The 19,413-nt window shown below is 41.8% G+C and carries 15 protein-coding genes; 5 read left to right on the top strand and 10 right to left on the bottom strand.

Going from position 1 to position 19,413, the window contains the following annotated elements; all coding sequences use genetic code 11:
* Positions 1-23 precede the first annotated feature (23 nt).
* From PQO03_RS11655 to asnB, 4 genes are all read left to right on the top strand, one after another.
* On the top strand, positions 24-563 hold the full coding sequence (locus PQO03_RS11655) for a twin-arginine translocation signal domain-containing protein (RefSeq protein ID WP_274153368.1): 540 nt from the start codon (positions 24-26) through the stop codon (positions 561-563).
* Positions 563-1,228: a lipoate--protein ligase family protein gene (locus PQO03_RS11650; RefSeq protein ID WP_274153367.1), complete on the top strand. Its 666-nt coding sequence runs from the start codon at positions 563-565 to the stop codon at positions 1,226-1,228. Before PQO03_RS11655 ends, PQO03_RS11650 begins: the two co-directional genes overlap by 1 nt.
* 13 nt (positions 1,229-1,241) lie before the next feature.
* On the top strand, positions 1,242-2,177 hold the full coding sequence (locus tag PQO03_RS11645; RefSeq protein WP_274153366.1) for a CsgG/HfaB family protein: 936 nt from the start codon (positions 1,242-1,244) through the stop codon (positions 2,175-2,177).
* Between the two features lie 149 nt (positions 2,178-2,326).
* Entirely contained in the window at positions 2,327-4,252 is a 1,926-nt protein-coding gene (asnB, locus tag PQO03_RS11640; RefSeq protein ID WP_274153365.1) for an asparagine synthase (glutamine-hydrolyzing), read from the top strand.
* 2 nt (positions 4,253-4,254) lie between these two features.
* Here asnB and PQO03_RS11635 read toward each other — a convergent pair whose 3' ends face one another.
* From PQO03_RS11635 to PQO03_RS11620, 4 genes are read right to left on the bottom strand one after another with little or no spacing between them, the layout of a single operon-like run.
* Positions 4,255-4,872, bottom strand: a complete 618-nt coding sequence (locus tag PQO03_RS11635) for a c-type cytochrome (RefSeq protein ID WP_274153364.1) — start codon at positions 4,870-4,872, stop codon at positions 4,255-4,257.
* A 30-nt stretch (positions 4,873-4,902) separates the two neighbouring features.
* The gene (locus PQO03_RS11630; protein WP_274153363.1) at positions 4,903-6,120 is read right to left on the bottom strand and encodes a DUF790 family protein; all 1,218 of its coding nucleotides are present in this window, start codon (positions 6,118-6,120) and stop codon (positions 4,903-4,905) included.
* On the bottom strand, positions 6,098-7,489 hold the full coding sequence (locus PQO03_RS11625) for a DEAD/DEAH box helicase (protein WP_274153362.1): 1,392 nt from the start codon (positions 7,487-7,489) through the stop codon (positions 6,098-6,100). The genes PQO03_RS11630 and PQO03_RS11625 overlap by 23 nt, the downstream gene beginning before the upstream one ends.
* 3 nt (positions 7,490-7,492) lie before the next feature.
* Positions 7,493-8,899: a hypothetical protein gene (locus tag PQO03_RS11620; RefSeq protein WP_274153361.1), complete on the bottom strand. Its 1,407-nt coding sequence runs from the start codon at positions 8,897-8,899 to the stop codon at positions 7,493-7,495.
* A gap of 85 nt (positions 8,900-8,984) precedes the next feature.
* On the opposite strand from PQO03_RS11620, the gene PQO03_RS11615 reads away from it, so the two are divergent.
* Complete coding sequence (locus PQO03_RS11615) at positions 8,985-11,027, top strand: ComEC/Rec2 family competence protein (protein ID WP_274153360.1); 2,043 nt, start codon at positions 8,985-8,987, stop codon at positions 11,025-11,027.
* Positions 11,028-11,077: 50 nt separating this feature from the next.
* Here PQO03_RS11615 and PQO03_RS11610 read toward each other — a convergent pair whose 3' ends face one another.
* The 6 genes from PQO03_RS11610 to PQO03_RS11585 all read right to left on the bottom strand — a co-directional run bounded on the left by PQO03_RS11610 (position 11,078) and on the right by PQO03_RS11585 (position 19,216).
* A complete protein-coding gene (locus tag PQO03_RS11610; RefSeq protein ID WP_274153359.1) occupies positions 11,078-12,121 on the bottom strand; it encodes a Gfo/Idh/MocA family protein in 1,044 nt (347 codons plus the stop codon).
* 138 nt (positions 12,122-12,259) lie between these two features.
* The gene (locus PQO03_RS11605; RefSeq protein ID WP_274153358.1) at positions 12,260-14,065 is read right to left on the bottom strand and encodes an arylsulfatase; all 1,806 of its coding nucleotides are present in this window, start codon (positions 14,063-14,065) and stop codon (positions 12,260-12,262) included.
* A gap of 181 nt (positions 14,066-14,246) precedes the next feature.
* The gene (locus PQO03_RS11600) at positions 14,247-15,752 is read right to left on the bottom strand and encodes a sulfatase family protein (protein ID WP_274153357.1); all 1,506 of its coding nucleotides are present in this window, start codon (positions 15,750-15,752) and stop codon (positions 14,247-14,249) included.
* Between the two features lie 19 nt (positions 15,753-15,771).
* The gene (locus PQO03_RS11595; protein ID WP_274153356.1) at positions 15,772-16,260 is read right to left on the bottom strand and encodes an L-rhamnose mutarotase; all 489 of its coding nucleotides are present in this window, start codon (positions 16,258-16,260) and stop codon (positions 15,772-15,774) included.
* Positions 16,261-16,278: 18 nt separating this feature from the next.
* On the bottom strand, positions 16,279-17,952 hold the full coding sequence (locus tag PQO03_RS11590) for a sodium:solute symporter (protein ID WP_274153355.1): 1,674 nt from the start codon (positions 17,950-17,952) through the stop codon (positions 16,279-16,281).
* A gap of 1 nt (position 17,953) precedes the next feature.
* On the bottom strand, positions 17,954-19,216 hold the full coding sequence (locus PQO03_RS11585; RefSeq protein WP_274153354.1) for an enolase C-terminal domain-like protein: 1,263 nt from the start codon (positions 19,214-19,216) through the stop codon (positions 17,954-17,956).
* Between the last annotated feature and the right edge of the window lie 197 nt (positions 19,217-19,413).

Genomic DNA, 19,413 nt, shown 5'->3' with positions numbered 1-19,413 from the left:
TCATCTACTTAATGGAGTCAAAAATGAACAACCGTAGAAACTTCCTCAAATCAGCTTTAGTCGCTTCGGGCACTGCTTTGCTCGCTTCCTGTGAATCTAATGAAGAACCCCCCGAAGATTTATATAAAGACGAAGATCCCTTCAGCTACAAAAGTAACTCAAGTTTTTTAACTCGACCTGAAAAAGGTTTCAATTATTACAAATTTAATGGTCAAGATTACGACGGACAAGAACGTAGTGAGAGTGCTATGGATAAGCATCGCCCCGTCATTAAAATTGCTCAAAACAAAAAAGAATTCATTATTAGCTTTGGCAATCCTGAGCTCAAACATCCGCATAAGACCGCGCATTACTGGACTTGGGTCGAAATCACTGACCGTCTCAATAATGTTCATACGGTCGCTTTCCCTGAGCCCGCAAAATACGATGAGTTTTATGGCGATGAAGGTACTGATTTCTCTGCTTATATCCAAATCCCAGAACCCATTACGGGCTGGGTCCGCGTCAGAGCCTGCTGTAAACCACATGGGGTTTTTGTTAACTACGCCAATGCCGATGCTTAATGGATAGCTTTCGCCCACTACTTTCTGAAAACTCAGACTTCTTGTCTGAGGAACCCTTGGGTGAAAGTGTGCTTGTAGAAGGCTCTAGACCGATCAGGGTCTGGCAACCTAAGCACCCTGTAGTCGTCCTTGGACGTTCTCAAAAAGCTCATAAAGAAGTTCACTTAGAAGCGACTAAAAATGATGCTATTCCCGTTTTTAAGCGCATGGGCGGCGGTGGCTGTGTCTTGCTCGACGAAGGCTGTGCTTGTGTGGCAATTCGTTATAAACGAGAAAAAGAGCTCAATATCGATCTCTATCTACGCCATAGTTCAAAAGCCATTCAGGCTTTTTTATACGAGACCTATGGCTTAGCGACTGAAATTCGCGAAAACTACGACCTTTCTTATCAGGGCAAAAAATTCCTCGGTGCCTCGCTTTATATGCCGCGAGATTGGAGTGTTTATTCCTGTGTTATTTTACTGAAAAATGATTCCATGAAAAAAATACTAAAGTATTTAACGCCACCATCGAAGCAGCCCGCTTATCGCGAAGATCGCAAACACGAAGACTTCTTGTCACCCCTCGAAAACCATGTTAATTTTAAGATCGAAGATTTTATTAGTGATTTAGAAACCTTTCTCTACGAAGAAAAATGGTACCTAGGGCCTAAATCCAGTAATTAATGGGGAGCCAAGCATGAAACTGTTATCGATGATTTGTCTACTAATTTTAATGAGTTCATGTCAACTGAACTCTAAGCGCTTACCTGTTGGTGTGATAGATAAAAAGATCCCCACTATTGCCGTTTTGGAATTTGCCGATAAAAGTCATTTTCGCTATCGCTGGAATGTGGGCGAGGGTATTCGTGACTCACTGATTGATGAGCTCGTGCAATCCAAGCGCTATAAAGTTTTAACCCGTGAAAATATTGATGCCGTTATTGGCGAACTCGATATTCAACAAGATAAGCTTTTTCGCCCCGAAGGAAAGGTAGCTCGCGGCCGTCTCAAAAACGTTCAGTACCTACTCAAAGGTTCCGTCACTGATTTTGCGCACGTCGCAAAAACAGGCGCTTCTGCCTTTTTTAGTAGCTGGGGCTTCTCAAGTAGTACTCATGTGGCTGTCGTCACTGTCACGCTCTACATAATTGAAGTCGAAAGTGGTGAAATTATTGCCTCAAAGCAAGTAGAAGGCAAGGCTCATGCGACCTCAATTGATGTAGGTGGCCAATATAAAGATATGAGCTTTGGAAGTGGCTCTTTTTATCGCACCCCACTAGGCAAAGCCTGTAAAGAACTCATGAAAGAAGCCCTACTTGAAATCAATAAGACTATTGCAGATGAAAAATGGCACCCTCGTGTGATCCGTACAGAGGGAGATACACTGATCCTTTCAGGTGGAGAAGATCGCGCTATACAAGTCGGCAACTTATACTCTGCATATTTTGAAGGCTCGCCTCTTATTGACCCAGAAACGGGGGATATCCTCGGACATTCCGATAGCCAACTCATCGGCAGAATTCAAATCACCAAGGTGAATGATAAATTTAGCTACGCAAAAATCATAAAGGGTAGCTTTCGTCAAGGACAAATCCTACGCCAAGTGATTGTAGTTCCAAATAAGAACGAGTAAGTCCGCTATTCAGAATACATTCTTGTGATTTTTTAAAGAAAATTTAACTTTTTCTACTCATTCAAGCTAATTAGCTCTACTTCACTATGAGCTTTTCGTGTAAAATTTTGGACACAGAGTAAATTTTTGTAAAACAAGAGGGTATTAAGATGTGTGGGATAGCAGGATTCCTCAGTAAAGGGGGCGTGAGCATTGAAGATAAGGATGCTCTGAGTGACATGGTCACTCAGCTAGATCACCGTGGCCCCGATGCCCATGGCACTTGGAATGATGACCACATTGCGCTGGGCCATACTCGTCTCTCTATTATTGAGCTCAGCCCTGCGGGCGCCCAACCCATGCATAGTGCCTGTGGTCGCTACGTCATTTCCTTCAATGGCGAAATATATAACTCAGAAGAAATTCGCTCAAAGATAAAACATCCCTATCCCTATCAAGGAAATTCTGATACTGAAACAATTTTAGCTGCCATCACTTACTGGGGTGTTGAAGAATCTCTAACTCACTTCAATGGAATGTTTGTCGCTGCCGTTTGGGACCGTGTGAAACACGAACTTAAGCTATTCCGAGATCACTTGGGCAAGAAACCTTTATTTTATGCTTTTTCTCACCACCATTTTCTTTTTGCCTCCGAACTCAAGAGCTTGCGTAAAGCACCCGCCTTTAAAGCAGAAGTCGCCCATGATGCGCTGCACATGTACATGCAATATGGCTACGTTCCTGCCCCCTATTCAATTTTTAAAAATTGTTACAAATTACGCCCTGGACACATCCTTTCTTTTTCTCTCAAGAGCTTCACCGTTAAGAATATTAAAGCTTGGTGGGATCCACACAAAATTGTCTGCAATAAGACTTCCGGTCTAAGCTTTGCGGAAAATGTAGAAAAGACAGAAGGCCTCTTGCAAGATAGCATCCGCCTACGACTCAATGCCGATGTTCCTGTAGGAGCCTTTTTATCCGGCGGAATTGATTCCTCACTCATTTGTGCGATGGCCGCAAAAACTCATCCACAAGCGCTCAAAACATTCTCTATTGGCTTTGAAGAAAGCCAGTACAATGAAACTGCCCAAGCTGAACTTACCGCAAAGGCGATTGGGGCCGACCATACGACCTTCATGGTGACACCAAAGGATGCACTTGATCTCATTCCCAGACTTCCACAAATCTGTGATGAACCCTTTGCTGACTCATCTATCATACCGACTACACTCATTTCGCAACTGGCTCGTAAGCAAGTTACTGTTGCCATTGGCGGAGATGGTGGCGATGAAATTTTCTGTGGTTATGAACGTTATTTATGGGGTGAAAAGATTCTCGCCATGCGTCAAAAATACCCTGATTTTATTAATAAAGGTATCTGTGCAGGTATTAATTCACTCAGACCTGGTCACTTAAATTATTTAGCCAACTTAGTCTATAAAACCAAAGGGAAGAAAGCTCCTCATCTCGTGGCGGACAAAGCCTACAAATTTGCCAAAGCACTTAAAAGGAATGATTCTCGTAAAGTGTATCGTGAATTGCATTCATTATGGGATCATCCCAGTGATATTCTCCGTTATGGTCAAGATGGTATTCACCTCTTTTCAGACCAAGATGAATGGCCTGATTTCTTAGATCCTATTCGTCAATTTATGTTTTCTGATTTAATGATGTACCTCAGTGATGACATTTTACAAAAAGCTGACCGTGCCTCCATGTCGGCCAGCCTAGAGCTACGTTCGCCACTACTTGATCATCGCTTAGTCGAACATTCATGGAGCATCGGTATGGATAGCCTTATTGGACCCGAAAAGAACATGAAGAAACGCATTTTAAAATCTCTTTTGGGACGACACTTACCAGATTACAACTTGGATACTCCTAAGCAAGGCTTTGCCATCCCGATTGCGGAATGGCTACGAGGTGAGCTAAAAGAATGGGCACAAGATCTCATTCATAGTGCTAATAACCTGGACTTTTTCTATCAACAGGAATTACAGCAAACTTTTAAACAACACCTAAATGGCAGTGCTAACCACCAGCATAAACTTTGGGCAGCGCTGATGTTCATCCAATGGCAGCAAGATTTATCTTAGGTTTACTTTTTTAGATTTATCTGAGAAATATATTTAACCAGACTTTTAAAGTCCTTATCATTCAATGGCGCTACAATTGTTCTCATGATCTGTCCCTGTATATCATCTGCATGATAGCCACGACGACTCGATTTAAAATTCCTCAATTGCATCAGTAAGTACCAATCTTCTAAAATGGCTAGATTAGCGGTTTTTAAATCTTTTATCCCCTCAGCATTTTCTCCATGACAACTGTGGCAAGTCTCTTTATATAAAATCTCTCCTCGGTGTACATCACCTTTTACGGTACGAATATAGGGGCGAGGTTTTCGTTGTGAAATTTCACTAATCGCCGATGCAATTTTATCCTCTTCAAGTGATTGGATAGCGCTCGCCATTAAGGCTCCCTGATAATCAAACTTATGAGTGCCTCGCTGACCTATGCGAAATTTCTTCACTTGTTGAAGCATGTACTCTGCTTGTAGACCATCTAAAATAGGTCCGCGCTGCATTTCTTTGTTATCATGACAAATCATACAGTTATTCAAAACTTCTTGATCTACCTTAGAACTAGGCTCATGCTGTTGGCAAGAGCTCCAAAATTGCATAAGTAAGAACAATAATAAAAAAGTGCGTTTCATAAATCTCCGAAGTTTCCCTAATGTGGATGGCTAAAAGGCTTTTAACAAAGAATTGACTCGTGTTACTGAAGGGAAATCATTAAATAAAAAGCCGTGCTCTGCAAAATACTCATGAGCTTCCACTTCTTCTTTAAATGACGCCGATCGCAATAAACTACGATCAATTCCAATCACTAAGCGACAATCAGGCTTATAATTCAACTGCTCTAAACGCCTGCGCAAAGCCCCCGCATGCCAACGATGAAACAATTCCATGTGGATTCTTTCTTCTTCTTTCCCAAAACTTAAGTCGGGGAAAATAATTTCTTGCTTGCCCTCTTCACCCATTTCCAAAAAGGGTGTGTCACCCACTATTTTCCACTCTTTTGCCTTCTCCGCAAATGCCTTGTGAAACAAACGAATTTCTTCTGGGACATAAGCACTAAAGTTTTTATAATGGCTCTTAAGGCCTGCCTTTTGATTTAAGCGTAAAACTTTATTTTTAAAACGAGGTAAATTAACTTTAGCCTCAAATTGCCAATGACTACAATCAACAAATGCAGGGATAAAATTAGCGAGCTGTAAACCGTACTTTCGCGTATTCTCAAATAGACTTATGGGTCCATCAATAATAATTGTTAAGGAGCCTTTAGTTTTATTCTCTATACGCGCCAACAAGCGGAAAAACTTGAGGTATTTAAATATTTTTCGCAGCTCTGCAGCTTCCACTTTTTTCAAAGTTAGGCTCATCTCAGCGGCAAATAACATGTGATACTGAACTTGTGCCAAATTGTAACGATGAAGAAGATCCTCCGCTCGCATGACTTTGAATTTCAAGAGTAAATCACTATGAGGAAGATCACCGTATAAATCTTCATGAACGAGTGATTGCAATTCTTTGGGAATTTCTTGCTCAATTTTATCGCGAAAAGACTCGAAATCATATTTTTCCGCTTCGCGCATAAACTTTGCACTCAAGTCAAAAATTTCTTCTCGTCCTTCCGTAAAGTTTAATTCTAAGCATTGAGTAAACTCGCAACGATCCAAGCATAAACGGTTCAGGCCTCGTGCAATCAGTGGTTTACTATAGCCATTAACAATAATCGATGCCTCTTCTTCAAGCTCCTGCCGATTTTTCCCCTCTCCATGAGCATATATGCCGAGTAAATCATTCGCCAGGCTTAATAAGTCTTCTTTATCCGTCTCGATTGCATGGGGATAAATGCGGTCTTTGCGCCGTGCAAATTTAACGAGATCCTTCGTAAGCACTATGCTGCCTCCTTCTTTCTGAGACGTTGAATTCACTCGTGTTTCGACTAATTAATTCGTACAATACCGCTTGCTTTCCTTCCGACTTCCGCAAAATACGCCCCAAACGTTGAACGTGTTCCCTCGTACTTCCACTGCCTGAAACCACAATCCCCACACTTGCTTCTGGTACATCTACACCTTCATTCAAAACTTTTGATGTGGCTAAAATCGGATGCTGCCCCGAGCGGAAACGATCAAGCATTTTTTTACGCTCGGCAGATTTAGTGTGATGAGTTAAAACGGGTAATAAAAAGCGGCGTCCAATGGCATAGGCAGTATCATTATCTGCTGTAAAAATGATAATTCGCTCTCCGCTGTGATCTCTAAATATCTGCCAAAGTTGACGAAACTTAGCGCGACCACAGTTGGCTATTTTCTTCTGCGCATAGAAAGCTTTTAAGGCTCTCCTACCTTCATCACTGCGGGCACAGGCCATAATAAAACGTGCCCAACCATCACCATTCTTAAAGCTAATCCCACAGAGCTTAAGGAAGTCTAAATAAATTTGTCTTTCTTCATGATAAAGAAATTCTTCATCTTCATCTAAGTCGAGTTCAATTCGGCAGGTCTCGTAAGGGGAGAGGATATCTCCCTTTAATTCACCTATCTCCATCCGAAAACATAAAGGACCCGTCAAGCCTCCGTATTCACTCAAACCGGTGTGACTGCGCTCAGGTGTTGCAGTTAAACCTAAACGAAAAGGAGCTAAGGACATCAAGGCGGCTTGGCGCATGCGATCTCCAGGTAAATGATGACATTCATCAAATACTAAGAGCCCGAAGCGGTCTCCTAGCCATTCCATCATTAATAAAGCCGAGTCGTAAGTGCTGACGGTGATCGGCTGTATATTTTTCTCTCCTCCTCCAAGCATACCCACTTCAATTCCAAACGTTTCGCTTAAACCACGGTTCCATTGATGCATTAAATCAATGGTAGGAACCATAATTAGACTTGGGCGCTGACAGTACTGTATCCCCATATAAGCGAGGAATGATTTTCCGGCTCCCGTTGGCAAAACTACCATTCCACGACTATTGACTTTTCTCCACGCTTCAAATGCCGCGTTCTGATGCTCTCTCGGGATCATGCCACTTTTCATTGAGAAACTTTGTTTCTCATAAGCTTTTGCGGCATCCACAAATGGAATTTTGGCCCGATGCAGTGCCATCACAATTTTTGCATAATTCATCGCCAGTGCTCGGTAAGTACGAACACGCTCATCATAGCTGAGTAAACTTTTTAAAAGCTCTAAGGGCTCACCCTGTAAATGATCGACAATGATTGTCCCTGAGTCAAAACTGAGGGCAATCGCTTTTTCCTGATTCATGAATTAGTCGTTATCTTCGTCCAAAGTAATACGGCGACCCAAGCCCTTGACAGAAACTTTTTTTGCCTCAGTAAGATAAAGTTTTCCTCCTTTAACTCCCTCAGCAGTCACATAGGCCGTCACATACACATTATTTGAACCATAAGTAATACGCTCAAATTCACCCTTTGATTTGTTTTTTCTGTTTTTGGTCACTGATTCTTTTTTTGCTTTTTTACTCTCAGTTTTCCAGCCTTTGAGCTTCTCGTTTAAATCACTCCAATTGCCGAGGTCGACATTATAAAGAGGGATTTGCATAATAATCTGATCCGAATCAAGTGTCATCATATAATTGCGATTTCCCGCAGTACCCATATTCTGAATATAGCCATTAATTTTAAATTCTTTGCCTTTATACTTTTCTAATTGGGTACGACTATAGCCACGCAATTTTTGAAAAAGTACATACGCTGGAATTCCACCAGTGCCCCATTCAGGAAATAAGGGGGGAGGTGCATCAGAAATTTTCACCGTATTACCTTCGATCACATACTGTAAATTAAGTTGTTCAGTCATGTGCTCTAAGATATCTCGTACCGATTTATTAGCTAAGATATGAGTTTCTTTTTCCGGACGCGGCAGCACACTCTTGTAAAAAACGGCGCCATTGGTAGCTTTCATTGAACCTAAATGAGAGAGCCTTACTCCTTCATACTGAAAAGATACTCCCAACCAATACATGCCATGAATCATTTCATTTATCGCACTTATCGCAGATACTTCTGAGTACGCGATGGTCATTTTATGATTTTGTAGAAGTGATTTAAAATCGTCTTTCTCCATTGTTTCTTCAGGATCATTACTACCACTTACAAGCCTATGTGCCTCATCTTCCTTACGCTGACGTTCGGCATCTAAAGCTAATTGCTCTGCTTCTTTCTCGACATCATAAACCTCTGGTGAGCCTGCTGTCTTAAATAAATGCTTGCTATCTAAGTTAAAACTGGATGCACGTGCATCATCCATCAATAAATGAAGCGATTCGTCCAGCTTCCCATATTGCTTGCACATTTGAGCATAAATATAAAGCAACTCACGTTGATCCCTGTCTTCCTTCAGCTCCAAAGCCCGCATTTTAAGCTTAGATCCTAGTAGTTCGCTCGTATCACGTCCCTTGATTGATAAGGGTTTACCAAAAACCAAGGCCGTTTTTATGTCTTTCGATACTCTTAGATCAGGACGCATAAAGTGAACAAAGTTTAAGAGCTCCTGCAAATCTTTTGCTTTAGGATTCGTATTTGCCTTATAATAAGCAAGTTGCACACTGTAGTGATAGATTTGGCCCTCTAAAGGCGAACGAAATTTTATCTCCCCTGCAGAAATACTTTGTACGAAAATAGAACATATTAATACGCAAAATATTTTTCTCATAAACTTCCCTGTGTTAAATTAAGATAACAAGTATATATCGGCTACAACAAAATTACTGTACCGATTAATGAGGAGAGGTACAAAAATGTCTATTGACTGCCACGCTTATCCATTGGAACGAGCTTTTTGGTCATTTATTGCTGGGCTTATGATTTTTCTTTCCTTTCAAAATTGTGCGCTGATCTATAAGTTAATTTTTCTAAGCATTCTTTGTACACTTTTCATTTATAAAAAATCCTATCGCCTACTATTCCCTCTTTTCTTAGGTCTTGCTTGGGGCTTTTTCTTTCAACAAAGTCCACCTGATCATTTTCACTCCATGGGCGGAAAGCTCGAAGCTTCTATTATTGATAAACAAATCGTTAATGGTCATACTTCCCGTAGAGAAATTCAAATAAATATCAATTCATTTGAAAGTCATGGGGGACTTCATCTCAGTAATTTTAAAGCTCTCTTTATCAAACCAAAAGACACTTTATTCAACTACAATGATCAGCTCATCACTACAGGATCTTTAATTCCTCTGGTGAGTTCACTGGATCATGAATCAGGCTATATTAATCATTTACATCAACAGGGTTTTTATTGGAAATTCATTCCCAACTCACCGGAAGATATTCAGATAAATCCCCGGGCTTGCTTTAATAAATCAATTTTAAAATCTCGTGACCAATTTTTACTCCGTCTCAGCACTCAACTGAATTCTGAGCGTGAATACCAAATACTTGCCGCCATGCTTTTTGGCTTGAAGCAAGAGCTTACAAGCATCCAAAAAGACACCCTTAGGAAATCTGGCCTGATGCATATTTTCGCGGTCTCAGGTTTGCATGTAGGTATCGTTTCGCTCATTATTTTATTACTCATGCGCCTATTCTGTATCCCCGTTTGGTGGCGCTTTTCTCTACTGCCACTTTTGCTTATCCCCTACTTAATCATGACTGGGATCCCCGCATCCGCATTGCGTGCCTGGATCATGATTTCTGTTTGGTCCATCGGCATTTGCCTCAAAAAAAGTAGCGTCAGTCTTAATAGTCTTTATTGTGCCGCTTTTGTGATTCTTCTCATCAATCCAAATGAACTCTTATTAGTGGGTTTCCAATTTTCTTTTCTGGTGATTTTTGCACTCTTATTAAGCATGGATAAACTGGATCGTTTTTGCGAAATTCTCGACGAAAAAATTCAGTGGGGGCTGCCTTTTTCTTATCACCGCCATCATTTAAAAAACAAATTCATTAAGGCCTTTGGTATTACTGTCGTCGCCTATCTCAGTTCTCTTGCAATGAATATTTACCTCTCCGCCAATACCAACCCCTTTTCTTTAGCCATCAACTTAATCTGTATTTTTCTTGCCGCTCCACTCATTTCTTGTGCTTTGCTGAGCTCAGTCTTCACTCCCTTAATCCCCCTACTCAAAGTGTTTACCGGATTCTTTGCGGGCTTAGCAAGTTTGAGTGCTCAGTTCTCCCTTAAACTAGGAACACTCTCAGGCCTTCATTGCCTGCTCTACACCGCCATCTTCCTCTTGATTTTACGTCTCCGCATTAAGTCCCGGCTGCAAGTTCGCTTGATTGCGGTGCTTATTTTTTGCTTCTTAATCCTACTGCAAATAAAGCCCAAAGAAGATTCCATCATTATTTTTCGTTCTTCAGGACAAGAACAATTGTGCTTAGTTCTTTTCAAAGATGACGAGTCCTTATTAGTCAATGCCAGTGATTTTCAGAGCTCGAGCTTCATCATCAAAAAACTCGATGAGCGAGCCATTAATAAAAGCTCCATACTCATTTGCGATAATCGCAAAAATTCTTCTTTGGGTTGTTTATCCCTACTCAATAAAAAGCGCCTTCATTCACTGAGTTTTCTTAATCCAAGGACGACGCCTACTCAATTCCAAAAATATCTGCAGCAAATAGCCTTTGATAATGATTGTCCACTCTATTTTGATTTACCTCGCCAGAGTAAAATCACCAAAATCAGTGATCAATGCTTTTTATGGAATGATTATAAAATCAGTTTAACTCGCCCCAATCCTGGCCGCATTAACTTGAAAATAACTAAAAATAACTGGAAGCTAGAAAGGTCCTTTCTCATCGCCAACTTCCATCAAGTCGAAACTTATCCGCTTAAATAAAGATTAAGCACTCTAAAACACACCACAAATTGATGAAAATTCGATATTATCTATTCGGTGGAACCATAAGCTTTTTCGACGCAGTTCATTGTTTGAAACGCATCTTCGAATGATGTGGGCATCGAGTTTATCTCGCCATTCTTAAGACGCATGAGGTCCGCCATGGGACCGATAAAAGCATCGGGAAACCAAGTGCCGGGAAGTTCTTCTTCTTTCCAAGTGGGTGTATCATTTTCTGAGAGTAAGCAGTAACGGAAATAATCTGGACGTCCCTTGGGGTAATCCATATTAACTCCGATTTGAGCTTTGATTGCCCCCTGAGTCCCTTCCCATTTGACATAACTCTCCATCAGTTCAGGACCGAATTTATGATCGTGATTGGTGTTAATAATGGCTCGTTTATTTTTAGCATATTCCATAATGATACAAGTACGGGTCGAGGCAATTCCCTCGGTATCAGGATGTCCTACTGTGTGAGCCAAAATTCGTTTAGGTTCACCCATGAAGGAACGAACTAAATCCACATAATGAATACTATGATAAAGAATTTCCATACGCGGTAAGCCTTTCAAGAAGTCCCAGAGTCCCCAGGGAGTATGGCAGGTGACTTTGATTTCCATATCGAGTAAATCTCCGAGTGCACCTTGTTCTAAGAGATCACGAGCCCCAATGGCTAGAGGAGCATAACGCAACTGAAAATTGATGCCCCCCTGAATCTTTTTGCGCTTCACGCAATCGAGAATAACTTGCGCCTCTTCAATATTTTCACCCATGGGTTTTTGAATCAAAAGATGGGAACTATCTGGAAGCTGTTCCAGGACTTTCATAATGACTGATGCCGGCAAGGCCATATCCCAAACGGTATTTTCATCGGAGGCTTCAATTGCAGCTTCTAGACTTGTGAAGGCCTGTGTTATAGCAAATTCATTAGCTAGCTTTTGAGCGGCTTCTTGATTGAGATCAAAGATCCCAGCGACTTCAAAGCCCGCTTTTTTATAGGCGGGTAAATGCGAGTCACGCACAATTCCTCCCGCACCAATAATAATGATCTGGAATTTCTTCTTTGGCATTTGTGGCTGGAAATTCAGGGACATTTTAACTCTCTAAGTTGTTTATACTTTACAATCACACTTATTGGAACATAAAGTAATTATTTGATCTTCTCAAAGCAGGCGAGCCGCCTGCGCTCCCAGAAAATAAAATTTCATCAGCTTTGTTCACGAAGAACCGATTTATAATTTACGGCAGTAGACGTAATAAGCTCCAGCAATGACTTTTTTATTGCCATCGAGCATCTCGGCTTTAAGTTCATACTGCTGATTCTCTAGTTCAAACTCAAAAAGACTGTGAGTTGTTTTATCATCAATAGCAATGATTTTGCTTAAACTCCCCATTGTTAGTTTCATAAATTTAACCGGGAGCGCTTTAAAAGGATTTTTCTCCCCTGAATAAATGAGTGTAGGTTTGGCGCCTTTTTCATCCCAAGCATCGACAGATTTATCTAGAATCGGTACTCCGGAGATGGGTGTATCGACTTCTTCCGGCCAGCGGCGCAATTCAAACTGATAGCGCCCTTTTGTATGAGCTTTCACAAACCATGGGCCGTATACTTTACTGCCTCTGGAGGCCGTGCCATGATTCCATGCCGCACCTTTCACATACCAGTCTTCAGAGCTGAGGAAGGTTTCTTTGTCATTTGGATGACCAATGGTCGTAACCGTGGCTTCCCGATCATTTGGACTGACGTGTTCCCAGTAATTTTCAAAATCCTCCCGAAGTTGCTGTACGACTTCAGGGTATTCAGCAAAAAGGTTTTTTTCTTGACCTGGGTCGGCTTTGATATCATAGAGATTTTTATTATCTATTAATCTCCAGCGCTTTGTCATGGCGACCGTTTTTGACCACTTCTCAGGTAAAACTGTGCGTTGAGTTTCTACAAAAAGGGTCCTTGCGGGAAGCTCGAGCTGCGGAGTAAAAAGCTGTTTTTTGAAGCTTCGTCCATCAATATCCAATTTATTGGGCACTTCTAGATCAAGTAAATCAACTAAAGTAGGCAAGACATCAAAATGGGCGTTGAGTGCAGGGACATCGCTACCATGCTGGATATTTCCCGCTGGCCAGTGAATGAAAAAGGGAACACGGTGGCCGCCATCAGAAACAGATCCCTTGCCTCCTTTCATGCCCGCATTGAAGACTACTCGTCCACTGGTAGCTCCGTTATCGCTCATGAAGATTAAAATGGTGTCTTTATCGAGTCCTTCTTCTTTTAACGTTTGACGTAAGAGGCCTACATTCTTGTCAACAACTCCAATACTGGCGTAGTAGTAGGCAATTTTCTTAGCCTGGATTTCACCGAATTTTTCAGTCAGTTCTTGTTGATAGGCAGTAGTAAGATCTTGATCTGGAAGTGTATAAGGTCCATGCGGAACATAAGTGGCGAGGTACATGAAAAAAGGCTTTTCTTTACCCTTAGTTTTAATAAATTTCCGCGCGGCACCAAAAAAAACGTCCGGCGCAAAACCTTCGTGATATTCCCACTCACCATTATGTAGGTAGTGATCATTTACACGATCATTTGTGAAGTAATCATCAGTTGTTCCCGTTCCGCCATTGCCGGAACCAAGCCATTCATCAAAACCACGATCTATAGGCCGATATGGATAATTAGCACCAAGATGCCACTTGCCAAACATGACTGTATTATATCCAGAGTTCTTAAACAGCTCCGGCATAATAGTCTGGCCAGCACGCATGCTATTCCCTCCGAGGATAGTGTGCCAGACTCTAGCACGGTGTGAATATTTCCCCGACATCAGGGCTCCACGAGTCGGAGCACAAGTTGGGTCCACATGAAAATTGGTGAAACGTAAAGATTCAGAGTGCAGTTTGTCTAATCCCGGCGTTTTAATGACTGGATTACCGTGTGCGGCAATATCACCATACCCGTGATCGTCAGTAATAATTATAATGACATTAGGCTGCTTGGCCTGAATTAAACAGGGCATGAATAAAAGGCTTAATAAAACTATTTTTTTCATGGCACTTCTCATTTAGGTAGATTATATAATATATTGCCGGGTGAAGGGCTGGCAAGTCCTTCGTGGGAGTGTGAGGGACTCGTCCCTCACACTACTCAAGGATGCGAAGCACCCTTAAGAATCCCAACGCTAGTCACTTCGTGTCTGCGCTTAATATTAAACAATCTCACCGTAGATTCTCTTAAAGTTCAGGCAGCCACGTTTCACCAACGTTTGATTGATCTGCACCAGGAGTCGTACGTCCTTTAGAAATCATGCTGTGAAGCTGCTTGGTGAGTTCTTTGACGAGCTCGGGGTTTTGATTTATTAGGTTTGTCGTTTCTTTGGGATCTTGTTCAAGGTTATAGAGCTGCACGTCTGGAAGACCTTGCTTTGTGGCTTCATTATCCTTTAAAGACCAACCGCCTGAGCCGGAACAAAAAGCGAGTTTCCACTTTCCTTTTCGGATGGCAAATTTTCCTGAAATTGAGTGATTAATGATTGCACCTCGATCAAGTGTTTTGCCTTGCAGTGCCGGAAGTATACTGACACTATCTTCTGCCGCATTTACAGGCACTTCGATAGCGTTAATATCTGCAATAGTTGCCATGATATCGGTTAAGCAGATCGGAGTTTGGTTACTTGAACCAGCTTTGATTTCCTTAGGCCAGCGCACGATGAAAGGCACATTATGTCCACCTTCCCAGATATCTGATTTAGCACCGCGGTAAGAATTGTTGAAGTTCACTCCTTTCTTCAAGCTACCATCTTTGCTTGGGAATGTGATCGAAGTTCCATTATCCGCAGTAAGAATAATAATCGTATTTTCGGCGATACCCGCCTGATCAACTGCATCAATAATTTGACCGATCCTATGGTCAGTTTCGATCACAAAATCAACATAGGGTGAAATGCCACTCTTACCGAGGAAGCCTTCTGCAGGAGCAATTGGGCTATGCGGAGAAGTCATGGGAAAGTAAAGGAAGAAAGGCTTATCACTTTTGGCTTGTGTCGTGATATAGTCGACTGCTTTGGCGGTAATGGTCGGAAGAACTTTATTCTCGGCCCAATTTTCATCGTTTGTTTTAAAAGTCTTAGGATCTGGTGTTCCAATAATTCGGTCATTCTCAATGAAGGCAAAGGGTGGCCAGTTGATTGTGTCATCCCCAAAATGATAATCAAAACCGCGATCATTGGGTCCATTTTTGATCGGCTGAGTCCAGTCAATGCCTTGAACCGCAAGCTTTTTTAAAGCTTTTCTGTTGCCAAGAGGAATCATTGCGGAGGCTTTGAAAGTCCAATCCATTCCCAAATGCCACTTGCCAATACAGGATGTATGATAACCTTCTTTTTGAAGCATGGAGCCAATCGTCATGCGACCTTTTTCAATAAGCGCTCCATCCCATATAGGGACGATATAGCTCTTGAGACGCGAACGCCAGGAATAACGTCCCGTCAGTAATCCATAGCGTGTGGGAGTACAAACCGCTGAGCCCGAATGGGCATCGCTAAAGCTCATCCCCTGCCCGACTAATGAATCTATACGTGGAGTTTTAAAACCCAAATTAGGATTAAATGCTGAAACTGAGTCTTTCCCCATATCATCCGCTAAGATGACAATGACATTGGGTTTACTTTCCGCAAAAAGTACGCTGCTACTTAGAGTCAAGAGTGACGTTAAAGTGAATTTTGAAAATTTATTTTTCATAGTTCTATCCTTATAAAAATTATTTTATGTGCATTAATGATTCAAGGTTCATCCATTGGGAGTCTTCTGCTGTTCCCGGGATACGTTGCTGGCAGTCATCAGTAATCGGCCACCATTTTTCTCTAGTCGTTTTATCCTCTGCCATACTTTCAAAGTCTTTATCCATATCTTTACCATGATACTCGAAGTAACTAAAGAGATACTTTTTGCCCTGGAGTTCAGTCAGATAAATGTGATAATTACGAATATTGGCTTTTGCGATCGCCGCAATGACTTCAGCCCAAACATCCGCATGAAGTTCTCGATAGAGCTTTTCTTTCTCCCCTTTGAGTTCTACCACTGAGCCAAAGTAGCGGATGCATTGAGTATCTTCACTCACTTTGGGGTTAGTGGCACCATAGATAGCCGCCACCTTAGTCGGCTCGGTGTTTTCTGAAGCAGAAGGTTTTTGTGAGCTACAAGACGCTAAGGCGGCTAGTGCAAAGGCTGAAGTAATCATTTTTTTCATAATAAATCCAGTTTACCTTTATCGAAAGTTATAATACAAAATAGCCATAATAGTACATAAGAGGCCACTGAGGAATTTATAATTGCCAATGCCTTTCCAGGCTTCTCCTTGAAGGGCTTCAAAGGGCGTTTTCCAGTAAAGTTTTTTACTCTCTTCGGTGTGAACATGCGGCTGAATGGTCGACATCACAATGATAATAATTGTATAGAACACCCATAGATAAAAGGCCTGCATTAGGAAGGGTATATCACTCCAAACTGGAATCGTTGTTCCCGTGAAGCTGAAGATCATCAAGAATAATGAAACCACAAAGCCAAAGGCCAGTGTAGTTGTAGCTGATTTAGCGGAAGCTTTTCCCCAGAAGACTCCCGTCACAAACACTGCAGTAATAGGAGCAGCGATGTAACCAATCAGTGTATTAAGACCTTCAATAATACTACCAAATCTATCCAACTGTAGTGAAATCACGATAGATATAAGAGTGGCTAAAACACAAGCGATACGCCCTACTGTCACTAAACTACGATCACTGACTTCCGGATTAAAGCGTTTATAAATATCATAACTCACAAGTGTTGAAATAGAGTTTAAAGCTCCTGAAACCGTACTCATAAGTGCTGATAATAAAGCGGCGGCAACGACGCCTTTTAATCCTACAGGAAGAAGCTCGCGAATCATTACCGCATAAGTTTGCCCTGCATCGATGACAGATTTGCCATCGACCATCTTGGTCGGCATTGCGGACTCCGCAATCGTGCCTTGTTGAATCATCGCGTAAAACATCAGGCCGGGAAGAATAAAAATAAACACTGGTAAAATTTTAATGAATCCAGCAAAAATGGCACCCACTCGTGCATGGTTCTCATCCTTCGCACCCAGAACACGTTGTACAATCGTTTGATCCGCACACCAATACCAAATCCCTAAGACGGGAAAGCCCAAGAAGAAGGCATACCAAGGGCTATCACCCTCAGTCTTTAACATGCTCAATTGCTCAGGTTTAATGTTGGCTACCATTTCATCCCAACCGCCGACTTTATCCCAGCAGAAATAAGTCACTGCACAAGCACCGAGAAGCAGTACAATTGTTTGAATTGATTCGGTGACTACCACCGCTTTCAAACCACCCACAACCGTATAAATACCTGTGAGAATCGAGACCCCGATCACACTGTATAACATCGGAAAGCCAAACATTCCTTTGAGTACGAGGGCTCCCGTAAACAAAGCAAAAGAAATATGAATCGTCACGGCAGATACCACTGACATCACGGCTAACCAGTCACGGCTAGAACGCGAGTAACGCTTTTCAAGAAAATCAGGTAAAGTCGTTACTTTCGAACGAATATAAAAAGGGGCAAAAAAGACACCTAGAATAATCAAGGTAAATACGGCCATCCATTCATAGTTACCATTGAGTAAGCCAGAAGTGAAACCTGCCTCCGCCAAGGATACTAAATGCACTGTTGAGATATTGGTTGCGAAGAGCGCAAGACCAATTGCGGGCCATTTGAGCGTTCCCCCCGCAAGGAAATAATCCTTCGCAGATTCCTCTTTATTCTTATTGCGCATACCTGCCCAACAACCAACGGCAATAATCCCAATAACATAGAGAATGATGATGCTTATATCAATGCCACCAATGCTATTTACAGCTTCGGAATTGGGGTTGATTTCGATTGCTTTATCCATTTTAGTTCACTTCGCAAATAGTTTGATTTTGAAGACATTTTAGATCGCTACTAGCGCCGATATCTTGAGGAGTGATATAACGGCCATCAACAATCTGACACGGATTAACGAAATGCTGTTGCAAGTGTGGAATATGCTCGAGGAAGAGCGCTTCATGGCCCATTGCAATATGATTGAATAAAACCAAATGCTGATGAATCTGCCCCATGTCGCCCACATGTGGAACAACGGGGATATTAAACTTACGGCTCATAAGCGAAATGACTAAAAATTCTGAAATACCGCCAACTCGCACTGCATCTACCTGATTGAAATGCATGGCGTTTGATTGAAGATAATTTTTGAAGATAATTCGATTTGGTACGTGTTCACCACAGGCAATTTTGATCGGTGAGATCGCACGCGCTAAAGTTTGATGACCCAAAATGTCATCTGGATGTGTCGGCTCTTCAATCCAGTAAGGATTCATGCCCTTGGCTTTCATCATAAACTCAATGGACTCTTGCATCTGCCACTGCTGATTACAATCGAGCATCACCGTGGCGTTATCACCCGCACATTCTCGGACCATAAAGGCACGACGCAAATCACGCTCGTGATCAGGTGAGCCAACTTTGAGCTTCATTGACGTGAAACCCGCATCCATACTCTTTTTTATGTTATCGCGAACTTTTTGATCACTATAATTGAACCAACCAATTGAGGTATCATAGCCTTGATAATTCTCCGTCAAAATACTTTCACGTTTATGACGGTCTATTGCGTGACTATTGAGAATGGCTCGAGCTTCATCTTTTGTGAGCGCATCTTCTATATAAGAAAAGTCGAGTAAAGCAATGGTATCTTCTGTATTGAGATCTAATAAGAGCTTCCAAAGCGGTACGCCGCGCTCTTTCGCCCAGAGATCAAAACAGGCATTAGTAATCGCTGCCAATGCCAGTTGTACCACTCCCTTATGGGGCCCCACCCAACGATACTGAGTGTGATTAGACATTTTTCGCTGAACTTCTCCGAATTCCGCCATCAGCTCATCGAGGTCACGACCTACTAATTCTTTGGCCAAAAACTCAATTGCTTGGCAAACCAGTTCATTACCGGCTCCCACGGTGAAAGCAAGCCCTATACCTTTAGTTTTACCTTCTGTATGCAGTTGGCATACCGCATAGGAATAGACTGCATCGATGTGTACTGCATCACTGCCTGCTCCAGGACCGAGTGGGAAACGAGTATCATGAGTGGTGATTTTTGTAATGGTTTGAGACATAATTTATTATCCTAGTTATCAAATTTTACTTAAGATAAGCTTATTTCTCATTCAAACTTCCAAATAAAAAAGATCGAAATCTATACATTAATTATCCGGATAGCGATAGTCCATAAGGTATTTCAAGTCCGATTCGAAAGACGTAAAATGTTAACCACCGCATTAAAAAAGTCGATCTCCCAAAGGACATCGACTTT

The sequence above is a fragment of the Lentisphaera profundi genome (assembly GCF_028728065.1).
Lineage (GTDB): Bacteria > Verrucomicrobiota > Lentisphaeria > Lentisphaerales > Lentisphaeraceae > Lentisphaera > Lentisphaera profundi.
The sequence above is the reverse complement of the archived record's forward strand: the minus strand, read 5'-3'. Positions and strand labels throughout refer to the sequence as shown.

Coding starts and splice junctions, on each gene's coding strand:
- PQO03_RS11655 (WP_274153368.1), top strand. CDS start 24: ATGAACAACCGTAGAAACTTCCTCAAATCAGCTTTAGTCGCTTCGGGC.
- PQO03_RS11650 (WP_274153367.1), top strand. CDS start 563: ATGGATAGCTTTCGCCCACTACTTTCTGAAAACTCAGACTTCTTGTCT.
- PQO03_RS11645 (WP_274153366.1), top strand. CDS start 1,242: ATGAAACTGTTATCGATGATTTGTCTACTAATTTTAATGAGTTCATGT.
- asnB (WP_274153365.1), top strand. CDS start 2,327: ATGTGTGGGATAGCAGGATTCCTCAGTAAAGGGGGCGTGAGCATTGAA.
- PQO03_RS11635 (WP_274153364.1), bottom strand. CDS start 4,872: ATGAAACGCACTTTTTTATTATTGTTCTTACTTATGCAATTTTGGAGC.
- PQO03_RS11625 (WP_274153362.1), bottom strand. CDS start 7,489: ATGAATCAGGAAAAAGCGATTGCCCTCAGTTTTGACTCAGGGACAATC.
- PQO03_RS11620 (WP_274153361.1), bottom strand. CDS start 8,899: ATGAGAAAAATATTTTGCGTATTAATATGTTCTATTTTCGTACAAAGT.
- PQO03_RS11615 (WP_274153360.1), top strand. CDS start 8,985: ATGTCTATTGACTGCCACGCTTATCCATTGGAACGAGCTTTTTGGTCA.
- PQO03_RS11610 (WP_274153359.1), bottom strand. CDS start 12,121: ATGTCCCTGAATTTCCAGCCACAAATGCCAAAGAAGAAATTCCAGATC.
- PQO03_RS11605 (WP_274153358.1), bottom strand. CDS start 14,065: ATGAAAAAAATAGTTTTATTAAGCCTTTTATTCATGCCCTGTTTAATT.
- PQO03_RS11600 (WP_274153357.1), bottom strand. CDS start 15,752: ATGAAAAATAAATTTTCAAAATTCACTTTAACGTCACTCTTGACTCTA.
- PQO03_RS11595 (WP_274153356.1), bottom strand. CDS start 16,260: ATGAAAAAAATGATTACTTCAGCCTTTGCACTAGCCGCCTTAGCGTCT.
- PQO03_RS11590 (WP_274153355.1), bottom strand. CDS start 17,952: ATGGATAAAGCAATCGAAATCAACCCCAATTCCGAAGCTGTAAATAGC.
- PQO03_RS11585 (WP_274153354.1), bottom strand. CDS start 19,216: ATGTCTCAAACCATTACAAAAATCACCACTCATGATACTCGTTTCCCA.